At 69.4% G+C, this 16,034-nt stretch carries 15 protein-coding genes; all 15 read left to right on the top strand.

The annotated features are described in order from the left end of the window. The first annotated feature begins 317 nt into the window (after positions 1 to 317). From BACI71_RS10905 to BACI71_RS10835, 15 genes are read left to right on the top strand one after another with little or no spacing between them, the layout of a single operon-like run. A complete protein-coding gene (locus BACI71_RS10905; protein ID WP_236552955.1) occupies positions 318 to 827 on the top strand; it encodes a division/cell wall cluster transcriptional repressor MraZ in 510 nt (169 codons plus the stop codon). Further along, positions 824 to 1,765, top strand: coding sequence for a 16S rRNA (cytosine(1402)-N(4))-methyltransferase RsmH (gene rsmH / locus BACI71_RS10900; RefSeq protein ID WP_159758524.1), 942 nt, complete (start codon positions 824 to 826; stop codon positions 1,763 to 1,765). Before BACI71_RS10905 ends, rsmH begins: the two co-directional genes overlap by 4 nt. 2 nt (positions 1,766 to 1,767) lie before the next feature. Next, complete coding sequence (locus BACI71_RS10895) at positions 1,768 to 2,379, top strand: hypothetical protein (RefSeq protein ID WP_159758522.1); 612 nt, start codon at positions 1,768 to 1,770, stop codon at positions 2,377 to 2,379. Continuing rightward, a complete protein-coding gene (locus BACI71_RS10890) occupies positions 2,376 to 4,091 on the top strand; it encodes a peptidoglycan D,D-transpeptidase FtsI family protein (RefSeq protein ID WP_159758520.1) in 1,716 nt (571 codons plus the stop codon). Before BACI71_RS10895 ends, BACI71_RS10890 begins: the two co-directional genes overlap by 4 nt. A gap of 10 nt (positions 4,092 to 4,101) precedes the next feature. Then, entirely contained in the window at positions 4,102 to 5,517 is a 1,416-nt protein-coding gene (locus tag BACI71_RS10885; RefSeq protein ID WP_159758518.1) for a UDP-N-acetylmuramoyl-L-alanyl-D-glutamate--2,6-diaminopimelate ligase, read from the top strand. Continuing rightward, positions 5,514 to 6,884, top strand: coding sequence for a UDP-N-acetylmuramoyl-tripeptide--D-alanyl-D-alanine ligase (locus BACI71_RS10880; RefSeq protein ID WP_159758516.1), 1,371 nt, complete (start codon positions 5,514 to 5,516; stop codon positions 6,882 to 6,884). The genes BACI71_RS10885 and BACI71_RS10880 overlap by 4 nt, the downstream gene beginning before the upstream one ends. 1 nt (position 6,885) lies before the next feature. After that, positions 6,886 to 7,956: a phospho-N-acetylmuramoyl-pentapeptide-transferase gene (gene mraY, locus BACI71_RS10875; protein ID WP_159758514.1), complete on the top strand. Its 1,071-nt coding sequence runs from the start codon at positions 6,886 to 6,888 to the stop codon at positions 7,954 to 7,956. Continuing rightward, complete coding sequence (gene murD, locus BACI71_RS10870; protein ID WP_159758512.1) at positions 7,953 to 9,236, top strand: UDP-N-acetylmuramoyl-L-alanine--D-glutamate ligase; 1,284 nt, start codon at positions 7,953 to 7,955, stop codon at positions 9,234 to 9,236. Before mraY ends, murD begins: the two co-directional genes overlap by 4 nt. Then, positions 9,233 to 10,462 carry an FtsW/RodA/SpoVE family cell cycle protein gene (locus BACI71_RS10865; RefSeq protein ID WP_159758510.1) on the top strand — a complete coding sequence of 410 codons (1,230 nt, stop codon included), beginning with the start codon at positions 9,233 to 9,235 and terminating at the stop codon, positions 10,460 to 10,462. Before murD ends, BACI71_RS10865 begins: the two co-directional genes overlap by 4 nt. Then, the gene (gene murG / locus BACI71_RS10860; protein ID WP_159758508.1) at positions 10,459 to 11,619 is read left to right on the top strand and encodes an undecaprenyldiphospho-muramoylpentapeptide beta-N-acetylglucosaminyltransferase; all 1,161 of its coding nucleotides are present in this window, start codon (positions 10,459 to 10,461) and stop codon (positions 11,617 to 11,619) included. The genes BACI71_RS10865 and murG overlap by 4 nt, the downstream gene beginning before the upstream one ends. Next, complete coding sequence (gene murC, locus BACI71_RS10855) at positions 11,616 to 13,019, top strand: UDP-N-acetylmuramate--L-alanine ligase (RefSeq protein ID WP_159758506.1); 1,404 nt, start codon at positions 11,616 to 11,618, stop codon at positions 13,017 to 13,019. Before murG ends, murC begins: the two co-directional genes overlap by 4 nt. Next, complete coding sequence (locus BACI71_RS10850) at positions 13,016 to 13,216, top strand: hypothetical protein (RefSeq protein WP_159758504.1); 201 nt, start codon at positions 13,016 to 13,018, stop codon at positions 13,214 to 13,216. Before murC ends, BACI71_RS10850 begins: the two co-directional genes overlap by 4 nt. Then, positions 13,213 to 14,121, top strand: a complete 909-nt coding sequence (gene murB / locus BACI71_RS10845; protein ID WP_159758502.1) for a UDP-N-acetylmuramate dehydrogenase — start codon at positions 13,213 to 13,215, stop codon at positions 14,119 to 14,121. The genes BACI71_RS10850 and murB overlap by 4 nt, the downstream gene beginning before the upstream one ends. Then, positions 14,118 to 15,041, top strand: coding sequence for a D-alanine--D-alanine ligase (locus BACI71_RS10840; protein ID WP_159758500.1), 924 nt, complete (start codon positions 14,118 to 14,120; stop codon positions 15,039 to 15,041). Before murB ends, BACI71_RS10840 begins: the two co-directional genes overlap by 4 nt. Further along, positions 15,038 to 16,027, top strand: coding sequence for a cell division protein FtsQ/DivIB (locus tag BACI71_RS10835; RefSeq protein ID WP_159758498.1), 990 nt, complete (start codon positions 15,038 to 15,040; stop codon positions 16,025 to 16,027). Before BACI71_RS10840 ends, BACI71_RS10835 begins: the two co-directional genes overlap by 4 nt. Positions 16,028 to 16,034: the final 7 nt, after the last annotated feature.

Below are 16,034 nucleotides of genomic sequence, written 5' to 3'. Positions count from 1 at the left end.
TTGTGGCGGCGGTGCCGGGGAATTCCGGGGAATTCGCCCCTCGTTAAGCAAAATTTCGGCCCGTCGCCCGCGTTGATGCGGTTGGCCCGCCGCTGTTGCGGCGGCGCGCCCATGCTCCGCCATGGAATCCGGGGAAATTCCGACAGCAACGTAGCTTGTCCCCGAATTTCCCCTAAAATCCCTTCTCATCCCCACTCAACCCTGTTACCTATCCTCGACGACATTGGGGGCAGAACCACTGTTGTTTGCTGACAGCAACGTCGGCGTGCGGCGATGGCCGCGCGTCGGGCAGGGTGGTTGTGCGCTCCGGGTGCGAGGTGGGCGTGGTCGACAGGGTGGATTATCAGGGAAAGGGTCTCGGTCTTGTCGACGACAAGGGCCGGGTCGCGATTCCCAACACCCTGCGGGCGACGCTGGCCAAGAACGCCCCGCGTGAAGACGGCAAGGATGGCGGCACCGTCATCATCGCGCCGCACCCCGAACATCGCTGCCTCATTGCCTATGATCCCGGCTTCGTGCCGTTCTGGAAGGCCAAGCTTGAGGCGCTGGATGCCGCGCAATTCGCGACCAGCGGCCGCACCGACTACAACATCCTCGACCGCGCCGGCGGGGCCGAGCCTTTGCCGTTCGACGGCTCGGGCCGCTTCATCATGCCGACGTTCGAGCGCCGCTACGCCCGTATCCACGGCGCGGCGGTGTTTCTGGGCGCGTTCAACTGGATCACCATCTGGGCCCCGAACGTCCTCATCGAGACGCCGGGGATCGACCCCTTCCTCAAGGAGTATGTGGAATTCACCTGCGAGGACAAGGGGATCCCCCTGTCATGAGCAGCGCCGCCGCCCCGCACATCCCCGTCCTGCTCGACGAAGTCGTCGCCGCGCTCGCCCCTGCCCCCGGTGAGTGCCACGTCGACGCGACCTTCGGCGCCGGCGGCTATACCCGCGCGATCCTCGCGACCGGCGCGGCGGTGATCGCGTTCGATCGCGATCCGGATGCGATCGCCAGCGGTCGCGCGCTGGAGGAAGAAGCCGCCCTGACGCTCGTGGCGGCGACCTTCTCGGCACTGGAGGCGGAACTGGCGGCGCGCGATGCGGTGCCGGTCGACGGCGTGACGATGGATATCGGCGTGTCGTCGATGCAGCTCGATCAGGCGGCGCGCGGCTTTTCCTTCCAGACGGACGGCCCGCTCGACATGCGGATGAGCCAGGCGGGCATGTCCGCCGCCGACTTCCTCAACGAGGCCGATGAGGAAGCGATCGCCGACGTGCTCTACCGCTTTGGCGAGGAGCCCAAGTCGCGGCGGATCGCGCGCGCGGTGGTCGCGGCGCGCCCGCTCGAAACCACCGCGCAATTCGCGAACGTCGTTCGCAAGGCGCTCGGTCATCGCCCGCATGACAAGAAGGACCCGGCGACCCGGGCCTTTCAGGCGGTGCGCATCCACATCAACGGCGAGCTGGACGAGCTGACGCAGGGGCTTGAGGCCGCCGAACGCGTGCTGAAGCCCGGCGGGCGGCTGGCGATCGTGACCTTCCACTCGCTGGAGGATCGCATCGTCAAACGCTTCCTGCGCGACCGGTCGGGGGCGGCACCCGGCGGGTCGCGGCATATGCCGGTCACCGCGCCCGTGCGCGAACCGACCTTCGAGATCACTGCCCGCGCAATCCGTGCGGGCGATGCGGAGCTGGCCGCAAACCCGCGCGCCCGCTCCGCCACACTTCGCACTGCCCGGCGTACCGGGGCGGCACCTTGGCGTTTGGAGGCGTAACGATGGCGGCGATATATCGGTTGAAGGGACTCGGGTGGCTGAGCGGCTGCGCGATCGTGGCGATCGGCTTCTACCTCGTGTCGTCGCAGGTCGCGGCGGAGCGCAAGCGGCTCGAGCAGGTCGACCGCCGTATCTCCTCGGCCGAGCGCGACATCCGTGCGCTCGAAACCGAGTTCGACGTGCGCGCCAACCTCGCGCAACTCGAACGCTGGAACGGCAACACGCTGGCGCTGACCGTGCCGACCGCGCAGCAATTCGTGGCGAACGAGCGTGCGCTGGCGGCGCTGTCGCCGCTGCCGGGCCTGCCTGCTCCCGGCCGTGACGTGCCGGTGCAGACCGCGCAGCTGATCGTCCCTGCCGCGCCGGTCGCCGCCATTGTCCCCGCCGTCGCCACCGCCAGCACCGCGACCGCCACGCCTGCCATCGTCAAGGTTGCCGCGGTGCAGGTCGCCGCCGCCGCCACCCCGGCCGCCGCCACGCGGGTGGCGACCCGCGCTGCAGCCGCGCCGGTCAAGGTTGCCAAGGTGGCGATGCTCGATCGCGGTCTGCTCAGCGACAATACGCTGGGTGACCTGCTGAGCGGCGCGCGCGTCGAACGGAGCCGCCTGCGGTGACCACCCTGGTCGCCCGACCCCTTCGCGCCGGCCGTTCGGGCGACCAGCGCCAGCAGATGCTGGCGACGCAACATCTGCGCCTGATGATGCTGATGCTGCTGTTCGCGGCGGCGGTGCTGATCGTGATCGGGCGACTGGCCATGCTCGGGCTGACCGAGGGTGGCGAGCGCGGCTTCGCGCCGGTGCTGGCCGCGCCGCGCGGCGATATCGTCGACCGCAACGGCGCGCCGCTCGCGCGGACGATCGACGCGTGGACGATCGGCGTCCATCCGAAAAAGTTGCTCGGCGACCCGTCGCAGATCGCCCAGAAGCTCGCCGACCTGATGCCGGATCGCGGCAATCAGGCGTGGTTCTATGCGCAGATCACGCGTCCGGTCAGCTTCACCTATCTCAATCGCCGCGCGAGCCCCGCGCTGGTCGAGGCCGTCAACGCGATCGGCGAGCCCGGCATCGTCTTCGAACGCGAGACGCAGCGCCTCTACCCGCAATCGACGCTCGGCGCGCATGTGCTCGGCTTCATCACTGGTGGGCATGGGATGAGCGGGATCGAGCGCGCGCTCGACGAGCGGCTCACCAATCCTGCGACGATCAACCAGCCGGTGACGCTGTCGATCGACACGCGGGTGCAGGCGGCAATGGAGAGCGAGCTGGGTCGCGCGATGACGACCTTCTCCGCGCGCGGCGGCGGCGGGGTCGTACTCGACGTCCACACCGGCGAGGTGGTCGCGATGGTGTCGCTGCCGACCTTCAACCCCAATCGCGTCGGCATGTCGGGCAGCGAGCAGCTCCGCAACATCACGACGCAGAGCGTCTTCGAACTGGGCTCGACCTTCAAGCCGATCACGATGGCGGCGGCGATCGACAATGGCGTCGTCACCTCGATGGAGCGACGCTTCGACGCGACGCATCCATTGCAGGTTGGTCGCTACACGATCCATGACGAGCGCGGCGATCCGAAGCGCTGGCTCAATATGGCGGAAACGCTGATCTATTCCTCGAACGTCGCGACCGCGCGGGTCGCCGACGAGGTCGGGCCGGAGCGGATGCAGAAGATGTTCCGCAAGCTTGGTTTCGATACCCGCCCGGACATCGAGATCCGCGAGAAGGGTCGTCCGCTGTGGCCCACCTTCTGGGCGCGCACCACGACGATGACGACCGCCTACGGCCACGGTATTGCGGTGACGCCGCTGCACCTCGCCAACGCCTATGCCGCGCTGGTCAACGGCGGGACGTGGCGCCCGGCGACGTTGCTCAAGGTGCAGCCGGGCCACGAGGTTGCGGGACGGCGCGTCATCGGCGAGGCGACCAGCGCGCGGATGCGCCAGATGCTGCGACTGGTCGTGCTGCGCGGCACCGGGCGCAAGGGCGACGCGCCGGGGTACCGGGTCGGTGGCAAGACCGGCACCGCCGAGGCGGCGGTGGCGGGCGGCTACGACCGGTCGCGGAACGTCGCGACCTTCGCGGCGGCTTTCCCGATGGACGCGCCGCGCTATGTGGTGGTGGCAATGCTCGACTCGCCGCTTGGAACGAAGGAGACCTTCGGGTTGAAGACCGCCGCGTGGAACGTCGCCCCGGTCGTCGGTCGCACGATCGCGCGTGTCGGCGCGATTCTGGGCGTGACCCCCGACGACCACCACGACATCGACGTCTCGGACATCGTCCCGACGCTGTGGCAGGATCCGGATCGCGCGCCGAAGAGCGGCGGGCAGTGAGGATCGTGGCATGAAGCTGTCGCAACTGGTCGAGGGCGGCGGCGAGCAGGCGGTCACGGGGTTCGCGATCGACCATCGCAAGGTCGCACCGGGCACGATCTTCGGCGCGTTCGAGGGCGCGCGCGTCAATGGCGAGGACTTCATCCCGGCCGCGATCGAGGCCGGCGCGGTGGCGGTGGTCGCGCGACCCGGCGCGCGTGTCGAGGGCGCGTTGCACATCCGCGACTACACGCCACGCGAGGCCTTTGCGCGGCTGGCGGCACGGTTCTTCGCGCCCTTCCCGGAGACCGCGGTCGCGGTGACCGGCACGAACGGCAAGACCTCGACCGTTGAGATGACGCGGCAGCTATGGCGGATGGCGGGGCATCACGCTGCCTCGATCGGAACGCTGGGCGTCGCCACGGCCGACGAGCGCGTTGTGACCGGGCTGACCACCCCGGATGTCGTCACCTTCCTGTCGAACGTCGCGGGGCTGGCACGCGAGGGCGTCACGCATCTCGCCTTCGAGGCGTCGAGCCACGGGCTGAGCCAATATCGTACCGAGGGGCTGCCGGTGCGCGCGGCGGCCTTTACCAACCTCAGCCGCGATCATCTCGACTATCATGGCGATATGGCGGCCTATTTTACCGCCAAGCTGCGGCTGTTCGCGCAGGTGCTGGCGGATGACGGCACCGCTGTGGTGTGGGTCGACGACGCCAATTCGGAACGCGTGATCGACATCGCGCGCGAGCGCGGCAATCGCGTCTTTACCGTCGGCGAACATGGCGACGACCTGCGCCTGGTCGCGCGCGATCCGACCTTGCTGGGACAAGGGCTGACGATCCGCGCCAAGGGTGTCGATCACCGGGTCGCGCTGCCGCTGATCGGCGGCTACCAGGCGGCCAATGCGCTGATTGCGGCGGGACTGGTGATCGCGACCGGGGGCGACGTCGCGCCGACGCTCGCGGGGCTTGCCCGGTTGCAGCCGGTTCGCGGGCGGCTGGAGCGCGCCGCGATCACCGCGGACGGCGTGCCGGTCTATGTCGATTACGCGCATACGCCGGATGCGATCGAGGCAGCATGTGCCGCGCTGCGCCCGCATGTCGAGGGGCGACTGATCCTCGTCTTCGGGGCCGGCGGCGACCGCGACGCGGGCAAGCGCGTGCCAATGGGGCAGGTCGCGATGGCGAGTGCCGATCTGGTGATCGTCACCGACGACAACCCACGGACGGAGGACGCGGCGGTCATCCGCCACGCGGTGCTCGACGGTGCCCGCGGCGCGCGCGAGATCGGCGACCGGCGGGCCGCGGTCGCCGCAGCGGTGGCGGAGGCGAGGGCCGGCGACATCGTGCTGATCGCGGGCAAGGGTCATGAACAGGGGCAGATCGTCGGCGACCTCGTGCTGCCGTTCGACGACGTGACGGTCGCGCGCGAGGTGTCGGCATGACGCTGTGGACCGCCGCGGAGATCGCCTCCGCCACCGGCGGTACCGCCTCCACCGACTTTACCGTCGATGGAGTCGCGTTCGATTCGCGCGAGGTCGGCGAGCGTGACCTGTTCGTCGCGCTGACCGGCGAGACGACCGACGGCCATCGCTTTCTCGATCAGGCGTTCGCGCAGGGGGCGGGGGGCGCGATCGCGTCGCAGCCCACCGCGCATCCGGCGGTGCGCGTCGATGACACCTTCGCGGCGCTCGAAAACCTCGCCCGTGCTGCCCGCGCGCGGGTGGCGGGCAAGGTGATCGGCGTGACCGGATCGGTCGGCAAGACCTCGACCAAGGAGGCGCTGTTCGCGGCGCTCGACCGTGCGCCCGGCGTCCGCGCGCATCGCTCGGTCAAGAGCTACAACAACCATACCGGTGTCCCGCTCAGCCTCGCGCGGATGCCCGCCGATACCGATTTCGCGGTGTTAGAGATGGGGATGAACCATCCCGGCGAACTGGCACATCTGACCACGCTGGTCCGACCGCATGTCGCGCTGGTGACCGCGATCGCGCCCGCGCACACCGAATTCTTCCCCGACGAAAGCGCAATCGCGGACGCAAAGGGCGAAATCTTTCGCGGACTGGTGCCCGGCGGTATCGCGATCGTGCCGTACGACAGCCCCCACCGGGACCGTCTGATAGAGGCCGCAAAGCCGTATGCCGGTCGGATCATCACGTTCGGGATCGACCGCGAGGCCGATGTGGGCGCCAGCGACGCAATGGTGGTGCGCAGCGGCGGCACGTTCGTCACCGCGCGCGTCGGCGGGCGTGACCTGAGTTTCACGATCGCGCAGCCCGGGCGGCATTGGGTGTCGAATGCGCTCGCCGTTCTGGCGGTGGCGGACGCGGTCGGGGCCGATCTGGCGCTTGCCGGACTTGCGCTCGGCGAGCTGGGTGGCCTGCCGGGACGCGGCGCGCGGCTGACGGTGCGCGTCGGCGACGGCGAGGCGACCGTGATCGACGAGAGCTACAACGCCAACCCGGCATCGATGCGCGCGACGCTGGCGGTGCTGGCGCAGGCGGCGGGGCGGCACGTGGCGGTGCTCGGCGAGATGCGCGAGCTGGGCGAGGGCTCGGCGGATTTCCATGCCGGGCTGGCCGACGACGTCGTCGCCGCGCACGTCGAAGCGGCCGTACTGGTCGGCGAGGCGATGCGCCCGCTGGCCGCGGCGCTTGAGGGGCGGGTGGATTTCGTCCATGTGCCCGATGCCGGCCAGGCGCTCGAGCGCGTGCGGGCGCTGATCCGGCCGGGCGACACATTGCTCGTCAAGGGATCGAACGGCGTCGGCCTGTCGCGACTGGTCAGCGGTCTTGCCAACGGGATGAGTTGAGTTGCTGTACTGGATCGCCGAACAACTCGGTTTCGCGGGCGGGTTCAACCTGATCCGCTATCAGACGTTTCGCGCCGGTGCGGCGATCGCGACCGCGTTGCTGATCGGCCTGATCATCGGCCCGCGCTTCATCGGCTGGCTGCGCGTGCGGCAGGGCAAGGGGCAACCGATCCGCGCCGACGGCCCGCAGACGCACCTCGCCAAGCGCGGCACCCCGACGATGGGCGGTCTGATGATCCTCACCAGCCTCGTGCTGTCGGTGCTGATCTGGATGGACCTGCGCAATCCGTTCGTCTGGGCGTGCCTGTTCGTCACGCTCGGTTTCGGCGCGATCGGCTTCCTCGACGATTACGACAAGGTGCGTAAAGCCAGCACTGCGGGCGTCTCCGGGCGCGTCAGGCTGTTACTGGAATTCGCCATCGCGGGTGTGGCGGCGTGGATCGTGATGCAGGAGAATGGCTCCGGCCTCTATTTCCCGTTCACCAGCCGCTATTTCATCGACCTCGGCTATTTTTACCCGATCTTCGCCGCCTTCACGATCGTTGCGTTCGGCAATGCCGTGAACCTGACCGACGGGCTCGACGGCCTCGCGACGATGCCGGTCATCATCGCCAGCGTCGCATTCCTGCTGATCGTCTATCTGGCCGGCAACGTGAAGTTCGCCGACTATCTCGGCATCCCGCACGTGCCGCGCGCGGGCGAGCTGGCGATCTTCTGCGGGGCGGTGATCGGCGGGGGGCTGGCCTTCCTGTGGTATAATGCGCCGCCCGCGGCGGTGTTCATGGGCGATACCGGCAGCCTTGCACTCGGCGGCGCACTCGGCACGATCGCGGTGGTCGCGCACCACGAGATCGTGCTGGGTATCATCGGCGGGCTGTTCGTGGTCGAGGCGATGAGCGTCATCATCCAGGTGTTCTGGTACAAGCGGACCGGCAAGCGCATCTTCCGCATGGCGCCGATCCACCATCATTTCGAGCAACTGGGGTGGAGCGAGCCGACCGTGGTGATCCGCTTCTGGATCATCTCGCTGGTGCTGGCGCTGGCCGGGCTCTCGACGTTGAAGCTGCGATGATCGTCGCGCGCGCCTGGGCGGGGAAACATCATGCGGTGCTCGGGCTGGCACGCTCGGGCGCCGCGACCGTTCGTGCGCTCGTCGCGGGCGGGGCGCGGGTGACGGCGTGGGATAGCGATGCGGAGAAGCGGGTCGATCTTGATGGCGCGACCTTCGCCGATCTCGACACATTCGACCTCGCCACTGTCGACGCCCTCGTCGTTTCGCCGGGCGTGCCGCTCAACACCCATCCGCTCGCCGCAAAGGCGCGCGCGGCGGGCGTGCCGATCATCGGCGACATCGAGCTGTTCGCGCAGGCGAGCGCCGACCTGCCCGCGCACAAGGTCGTCGGGATCACCGGCACCAACGGCAAGTCGACTACCACCGCGCTGATCCACCACATCCTCGACACCGCCGGTATCCCCGCGCGGATGGGCGGCAACATCGGGCTGCCGATCCTCGCGCAGGAGCCGTTGCCGGAGGGCGGCGTCTATGTGCTTGAACTGTCGAGCTACCAGATCGACCTGACGCAGACGCTCGATTGCGATGTCGCGGTGCTGCTCAACATCACCCCCGATCATCTCGACCGCTACGACGGCTTCGACGCCTACGCCGCCAGCAAGGCGCGGCTGTTCGCGATGCAGTCGCCCGCGCATGTCGCGGTGGTCGATTACGAGGCGGAGGCCGAGCATGACGTGCTCGCCGACGCGCCCGCGGGGCTCAACGTCCGCTTCATCGACGGCGTGCCGCTGCCCGGTGAGCAGGCGCGCTGGCCGTCGCTGCAAGGCCCGCACAACGAACAGAATGCCAGGGCCGCGGTCGCGGTCGCCGAGGCGCTGGGCGTCGATGCGGAGACGATCGAGCGCGCGCTGGAAACGTTCACCGGCCTGCCGCACCGTATGGAGCGGATCGCGACGCTGAACGGCGTGGCGTGGATCAACGACAGCAAGGCGACCAATCCCGAAAGCGCCGCCCCCGCGCTCGCCGCCTTCCCGCGCATCCACTGGATCGTCGGCGGCAAGGTGAAGGGCGACGATCTCGACGCGTGCGTGCCGCACCTCGGCAACGTCGTGCGCGCCTATACAATCGGTGAGGGCGGCCCGCGCTTCGCGGCGGTGCTGCGCGGACAGGTGCCGGTCGCCGAGGTCGAGACGCTGGAGCGCGCGGTGAAGCTGGCGGCGCAGGAGGCGGAGCGCGGCGATGTCGTGCTGCTGTCGCCCGCCGCCGCCTCGTTCGACCAGTTCCGCGATTTCGAGCAGCGTGGCGCCGCGTTCCGCGCGGCGGTGGAGGAGCTGGCATGAGCGCGACCCGAACCGAGCCGGCGCGTCCCGGCGTATCGCTGCGCAATCGCGGCGGGCGCGGCGATCCGTCGCCGCTGGGGACATGGTTCTGGGACATCGACCGCGTGCTGTTGCTGCTCGCGCTTTTCCTGATCGCGATCGGGCTGATCGCGGTCGCCGCCGGCTCGCCGGTCAGCGCGACGCGCTATTCGGGCGAGCATCTCCATTTCGCGCCGCTGCATTATTTCTGGCGGCAGGTGATGTGGGTGGCGGTGTCGCTGCCGGTGCTGTTCGGCGTGTCGATGCTGCCGCTGACGATGGCACGGCGCATGTCGCTGATCGGTGCGGCGGTGTGCGTCGCGTTGATGGTGCTGGTGCCGTTCGTCGGCGTCAGCGTCAACGGCGCGCGGCGCTGGGTCGGGTTCGGCTTCGCGCAATTCCAGCCGTCCGAATTCCTCAAGCCGTTCTTCGTCGTGACGGTCGCGTGGCTGCTGTCGTTCAAGTCGCGCGATGCCGAGTTGCCGGTGACGGCGATCACCGCGGCGTTGACCGGATTGATCGCGATGCTGCTGATGTTGCAGCCCGATTTCGGACAGACCGTGATGTTCTGCGTCATCTGGCTGGCGCTGGTGACGATCGCCGGGACGCCGACGCGCGTCATTGTCGGCTTCCTGTCGATGGTGCCGATCGCGCTGATCGCCGCCTATCTGTTCTACAGCACCGCGCGGAAGCGGATCGACGCCTTCCTGTTCCCCGGCGTCGAGGGCGAGGGCGCCGCCGATCACTTCCAGACCAATGCCGCGCACAACACGTTGACCTCGGGCGGCTGGTTCGGCACCGGGCCGGGCGCGGGGACGGTCAAATACGGGCTGCCGGAGGCGCATACCGATTACATCTTCTCGGTAATCGGTGAGGAATTCGGGCTGTTGGCGTGCATGATCGTCGGGCTGGCGTTCCTCGCGATCGTGGTGCGCGTATTCGTCAAGCTGCTCGACGAGCAGGACCCGTTCCGCCTGCTCGCCGCCTCGGGGCTGGCGGTGCAGTTCGGCGCGCAGGCTTTGATCTCGATGGCGGTCAACACCGGGCTGGCGCCGTCGAAGGGCATGACGTTGCCGTTCATCAGCTACGGCGGATCGTCGATGGTCGCGCTGTCGATGGGGATGGGGCTGTTGCTCGCGTTCACACGCCGCAACCCGTTCCTGCTGCGCAGCCCGTATATCGCGCAGCAACGCTGGAGCGCCGAATGACGCAGGTCCGCGACTTCCGCCCCCGCCATTACGTGCTCGCCGCCGGCGGCACCGGCGGGCATATGGTGCCCGCCGCCGCGCTCGCCGCCGAGCTGATGAAGCGCGGCCACCGCGTCGCGCTGGTCAGCGACGCACGGGGGGTACGCTTCCCCGGATTGTTCGAGGGCGTGCAGACGCACATCATCCCCGCCGGGCGGTTCGCGGGCGGGCCGCTCGGCTGGGCGAAGGCGGCACGGCTGATGGTGCAGGGGCGGGCGCTGGCGCGTGAATTGTACCGCACCTTCAAGCCCGCGGCGGTGATCGGGTTCGGCGGCTATCCCGCCTTCCCGGCGCTGTCGGCGGCGTTCGCCGAGAAGATCCCGACCGCGATCCACGAGCAGAATGCCGTGCTGGGGCGCGTCAACCGGCTGGTGGCGGGGCGCGTCGATGCGATCGCGACCAGCTATGCCGAGACCGAACGGCTCACCCCGCGCCACCGCGCCAAGGCGCATCTGATCGGCAATCCGGTGCGCGAAAGCGTGCTGGCGTTGCGCGCGAAGCCTTATCCGGTCCCCGACGAGGACGGGATCTTCCGCGTGCTGGTAACCGGCGGCAGCCAGGGTGCGTCGGTGCTGAGCCAGGTGGTGCCCGACGGGCTCGCGCTGCTCCCGGTCGCGTTCCGCCGCCGCCTGCAGGTGACGCATCAGGCGCGGATCGAGGACATCGACGCGGTGCGCGAGCGATATGCGAGCCTCGACATCGCCGCCGATCTCGCCACCTATCTTCCCGACCTGCCGGAGCAACTCGGCTGGTCGCACCTCGTCATCGCGCGCGCTGGCGCGTCGACGATCGCCGAGCTGACCGCCGCCGGTCGCCCTGCGATTCTCGTGCCGCTCCCGTCCGCGACCGACGATCACCAGACCGCCAATGCGCGCGAGATCACCGCCGCGGGCGGCGCGCGCACGATTCAACAAACCGCCTTCACGCCGACGGAACTCGCCAAGCAGATGCAGAAACTCGGACTCGATCCCGAAGCGCTCGGCAACGCCGCCACGCGCGCGCGTTCGTGCGGCGCGCCCAATGCCGTCACCGACCTCGCCGATCTTGTCGAGAGCCTCGACGCGCCTCGTGCGCGGGTGATGGTCGGCAAGGCACAGACGCGGAAGGCGTTCGCATGAAAGGCGTCGCCACCGACATCGGGACGATCCACTTCGTCGGGATCGGCGGGATCGGCATGTCGGGCATCGCCGAGGTGATGCACAATCTCGGCTATAAAGTGCAGGGTTCGGACGTCGCCGAGGGCTATGTGATCGAGGGGCTGCGCGCACGCGGCATCGCCGTGACGATCGGGCATGATGCCGCCAACGTCGAGGGCGTCGCGGTGGTCGTCACCTCAACGGCGGTGAAGCGCGGCAACCCCGAGGTCGAGGCGGCGCTGCGCAACCGCATCCCCGTCGTGCGCCGCGCCGAGATGCTCGCCGAGCTGATGCGGCTGAAGTCGACCGTCGCGGTCGCGGGGACGCACGGCAAGACCACCACGACCTCGATGGTCGCCGCGCTGCTCGATGCCGGCGGTGTCGATCCGACCGTCATCAACGGCGGGATCATCAACAGCTATGGCTCGAACGCGCGGCTCGGCGCGAGCGACTGGATGGTGGTCGAGGCCGACGAGAGCGACGGCAGCTTCCTGCGGCTCGACGGCACGATCGCGGTCGTCACCAACATCGATCCCGAGCATCTCGACCATTACGGCAGCTTCGACCGCGCCAAGGACGCCTATGTCGAGTTCGTCGAGAACGTGCCTTTCTACGGCGCGGCGCTGCTGTGCCTCGACCACCCCGAGGTGCAGGCGCTGATCCCGCGCGTCCGCGACCGGCGGATCGTCACTTATGGCTTCGCGGCGTCGGCGGATGTGCGCGGGGTCAACGTCACGCCCTATCCGGGCGGCAACCGCTTCGAGGCGCTGATCCGGTCGCGTGACGGTGCGGTGCGCTCGATCGAGGGGATCGACCTGCCGATGCCCGGCCGCCACAACGTCCAGAACGCGCTCGCCGCGATCGGCGTCGCGCTGGAGCTGGGCATCGACGACGCGACGATCCAGAAGGGCTTCGAGCGCTTCTCGGGCGTCAAGCGCCGCTTCACCAAGGTCGGTGAGGTAAGTGGCGCGACGATCATCGACGATTACGGCCACCATCCGGTCGAGATCCGCGCGGTGCTCGCCGCCGCGCGCGAGAGTGCGCAGGGGCGCGTGATCGCGGTCGTCCAGCCGCATCGTTATTCGCGGCTCGGCAATTTGATGGAGGACTTCCGCGGCGCGTTCAACGACGCGGATCAGGTGTATGTCACCCCGGTCTATGCCGCGGGCGAGGCACCGGTCCCCGGGGTAGATGCCGAGGCGCTGGTCGCGGGGTTGCAGGAGCGCGGGCATCGTCAGGCGTCGGTGGTGGCGGACGCCGCCGCGCTCGCCGCGGTGCTGGCGGACGAATTGCGCACGGGCGATCAGGTGATCTGCCTCGGCGCGGGCGACATCACCAAATGGGCGGCCGGGCTCGCCACTGCTATCGGTGACCGCGCATGACCAACTGGTTCGACGCCGCGATCGGCTGGCAGAAGCAGCTGCTCGACACGCAGCGCAACGCGCTGGACGCCGGCCGGCAGGTCACCGACGCGGGTGCGGCGCTGATCGCGGCGCAGGAGGCGACGCGGCGTGCGGGCGAGGCGAATTTGGCGGCGTGGCAGGCACGGGCGCAATTGTGGCGGGCCGGGCCGTGGTGAGCGCGCTCCCCGAGGTCCGCGGGCGGCTGACGCCGCACGCACCGCTGGCACCGCTCGTCTGGTTCAAGGCGGGTGGCGCGGCGGAGTGGCTGTTCGAGCCTGCCGATGCCGACGATCTGTGCGCGTTTCTCGCCGCGCTCGATCCGGCGGTGCCGGTGCTGCCGCTCGGGCTCGGCTCGAACCTGATCGTCCGCGACGGCGGCGTGCCGGGCGTGGTGATCCGGCTCGGCAAGCCGTTCGCCACCGCGACCGCGCTCGACGAGGTGACGCTGCGCTGCGGGGGCGGAGCGAGCGGCATTCTGGTGTCCTCGACCGCGCGCGATGCCGGCGTAGCCGGGCTGGAGTTCCTGCGCTCGATCCCCGGCACGGTCGGCGGGTTCGTGCGGATGAACGGTGGCGCGTACGGGCGCGAGACCGCCGATGTGCTGGTCGAGGCCGAGGTGGCGCTGCGCTCGGGCGAGCGGCGGACGCTGGCAGCGACCGACCTCGGTTACACCTATCGTCACTCCAACCTGCCGGAGGGCGCGGTGGTGATCGCCGCCACCTTCCGCGGACAACCCGGCGAATCCGCAGCGATCCAGGCGGAGATGGACCGGATCGCCGCCGCGCGCGAGGCGTCGCAGCCGCTGCGCTCGAAGACCGGCGGGTCGACCTTCAAGAACCCCGACGGGCACAAGGCGTGGGCGCTGGTCGATGAAGCCGGCTGTCGCGGCTTGCGGCGCGGTGACGCGCAGGTCAGCGAGAAGCACACCAATTTCCTGCTCAACCTCGGTAGCGCGACCAGCGCCGATATCGAGGCGCTGGGTGAGGATGTCCGCGCGCGCGTGAAGGCGGCGAGCGGGGTGGAACTGGAATGGGAGATCCAGCGCGTGGGCGTGGCGTCCGATCACGGAGGGGCAGCATGACTGCGCTTCACATCGCGGTCCTCATGGGTGGCTGGTCGGCGGAGCGCGAAGTGTCGCTCTCCTCGGGCAACGGCGTCGCCGACGCACTCGAGTCGCTTGGCCACCGCGTGACCCGCATCGACATGGGGCCGGACGTCGCCGCGAAGCTTGCGGCGGCCGCACCCGATCTGGTCTTCAACGCCCTTCACGGGACGCCCGGCGAGGACGGCAGCGTGCAGGGGCTGATGGACCTGATGGGGCTGCGCTACACCCATTCCGGGCTCGCCACCTCGGTGATCGCGATCGACAAGGTGCTGACCAAGCAGGTGCTCGTCCCCGCTGGCGTGCCGATGCCCGGCGGGCGGATCGTCAAAAGCGCCGACGTCCACGGCGCCGATCCGCTGCCGCGCCCCTATGTGCTCAAGCCGGTCAACGAAGGTTCGTCGGTCGGGGTCGCGATCGTCACCGATGCAGGCAATTACGGCAACCCGATCGCGCGTGACGCGACCGGGCCGTGGCAGGAATTCGACGAGCTGCTCGCCGAGCCCTATGTTCGCGGGCGCGAGCTGACCACCGCTGTGCTGGGTGACCGTGCGCTCGGCGTCACCGAACTGCGCCCGAAGTCGGGCTGGTACGATTACGACGCCAAATATACCGACGGGATGACCGAGCATATCTTCCCGGCCGAGGTCCCCGACGAAATCACGCAGGCGTGCATGGCGCTGGCGTTGCAGGCGCATCGCGTGCTCGGCTGCCGCGGCACCAGCCGATCCGACTTCCGCTGGGATGACGAGCGCGGCGTCGACGGACTGTTCCTGCTCGAAGTGAATACCCAGCCGGGCATGACCCCGCTGAGCCTCGTCCCCGAACAGGCGCGGCATATCGGCCTGAGCTACCCCGAGCTGGTGCAGGCGATCGTCGATGAGGCGCTACGCTCATGAGCCGCACGATCAAGCGCGGCGCTGCGCCGCCGGGCCGCCGCCCGACGCCGAACCGCCGCCGCGTGCCGAAGGCGTCGCTCGGCGACCGGCTGCTCGCCAGGATGCCGATCAGCGAGGATACGCTGCGCAGGGCGGTGACGTGGACGGTGCTGGGCGGCGTCGGCATCGCGACGCTGTTCGTCGCCAATCTGCTCGGCGTGCCGCAGGCGATCGGCGCGGGCGTCGCCGAGGCGGCGGGACGTGCCGGTCTGCGCGTCGAACAGGTCGACATCACCGGGCTCAAGCGCATGGACCGCGAGACGGTCTATGCGGTCGCGCTGGAGGATCAGTCGTCGCGCGCGATGCTGCGGGTCGATCTGGAGCGTGTCCGCGACCGGTTGCTCGCCTATGGCTGGATATCCGATGCCTATGTCGCGCGGCGGCTCCCCGACCGGCTGGTGATCCACATCACCGAGCGCGAGCCGGCGGCGATCTGGCAGGACAAGGGGCAATTGACGCTGATCGACGCGACCGGGCGGCTGCTCGCGCCCGTCGCGCCGTCGCACATGCCCGATCTGCCGCTGGTGATCGGCCCCGGCGCGAACCAGCAGGAGCCGGGATATCAGGCGCTGCTCGCCGCCGCACCCGCGTTGCGCCCGCGCATTCGCGCTGCGACCTGGGTCGGCAACCGCCGCTGGGACCTGACCTTCACAACCGGCGAGACGCTGGCGCTGCCGCAGGACGGCGCGCCGCAGGCGCTCATCAAGTTCGCGCAGATGGATGGCGCGGACACGCTGCTCGGCAAGGGCTGGCTGCGGTTCGACTTGCGCGATCCCGCCAAGATGTATGCGCGCCGCGCCGGGCAGGACAAGCAACAGGTCGCGGATGACGGCCGCAACGATCCGCCCGCCGATGCCGCGGCGGCGACGGGCAACAACGTGATCGGCGACAACGACCGAACGATCGAGGCGCGCGCCGGGGAAGCGTTGCGCTCCGGCGAAGCATGAGGGGGTA

Source organism: Sphingomonas sp. 8AM, from assembly GCF_902506455.1.
In the GTDB taxonomy this organism is placed as follows: Bacteria; Pseudomonadota; Alphaproteobacteria; order Sphingomonadales; family Sphingomonadaceae; genus Sphingomonas.
This window is presented reverse-complemented; position numbering and strand designations above follow the sequence as displayed.

Bases quoted from the DNA above. Each gene is read 5' to 3' on its own strand.
- rsmH (WP_159758524.1), top strand. From the start codon at position 824: ATGAGCAGCGCCGCCGCCCCGCACATCCCCGTCCTGCTCGACGAAGTC.
- BACI71_RS10895 (WP_159758522.1), top strand. From the start codon at position 1,768: ATGGCGGCGATATATCGGTTGAAGGGACTCGGGTGGCTGAGCGGCTGC.
- BACI71_RS10885 (WP_159758518.1), top strand. From the start codon at position 4,102: ATGAAGCTGTCGCAACTGGTCGAGGGCGGCGGCGAGCAGGCGGTCACG.
- BACI71_RS10880 (WP_159758516.1), top strand. From the start codon at position 5,514: ATGACGCTGTGGACCGCCGCGGAGATCGCCTCCGCCACCGGCGGTACC.
- murD (WP_159758512.1), top strand. From the start codon at position 7,953: ATGATCGTCGCGCGCGCCTGGGCGGGGAAACATCATGCGGTGCTCGGG.
- BACI71_RS10865 (WP_159758510.1), top strand. From the start codon at position 9,233: ATGAGCGCGACCCGAACCGAGCCGGCGCGTCCCGGCGTATCGCTGCGC.
- murG (WP_159758508.1), top strand. From the start codon at position 10,459: ATGACGCAGGTCCGCGACTTCCGCCCCCGCCATTACGTGCTCGCCGCC.
- murC (WP_159758506.1), top strand. From the start codon at position 11,616: ATGAAAGGCGTCGCCACCGACATCGGGACGATCCACTTCGTCGGGATC.
- BACI71_RS10850 (WP_159758504.1), top strand. From the start codon at position 13,016: ATGACCAACTGGTTCGACGCCGCGATCGGCTGGCAGAAGCAGCTGCTC.
- BACI71_RS10840 (WP_159758500.1), top strand. From the start codon at position 14,118: ATGACTGCGCTTCACATCGCGGTCCTCATGGGTGGCTGGTCGGCGGAG.
- BACI71_RS10835 (WP_159758498.1), top strand. From the start codon at position 15,038: ATGAGCCGCACGATCAAGCGCGGCGCTGCGCCGCCGGGCCGCCGCCCG.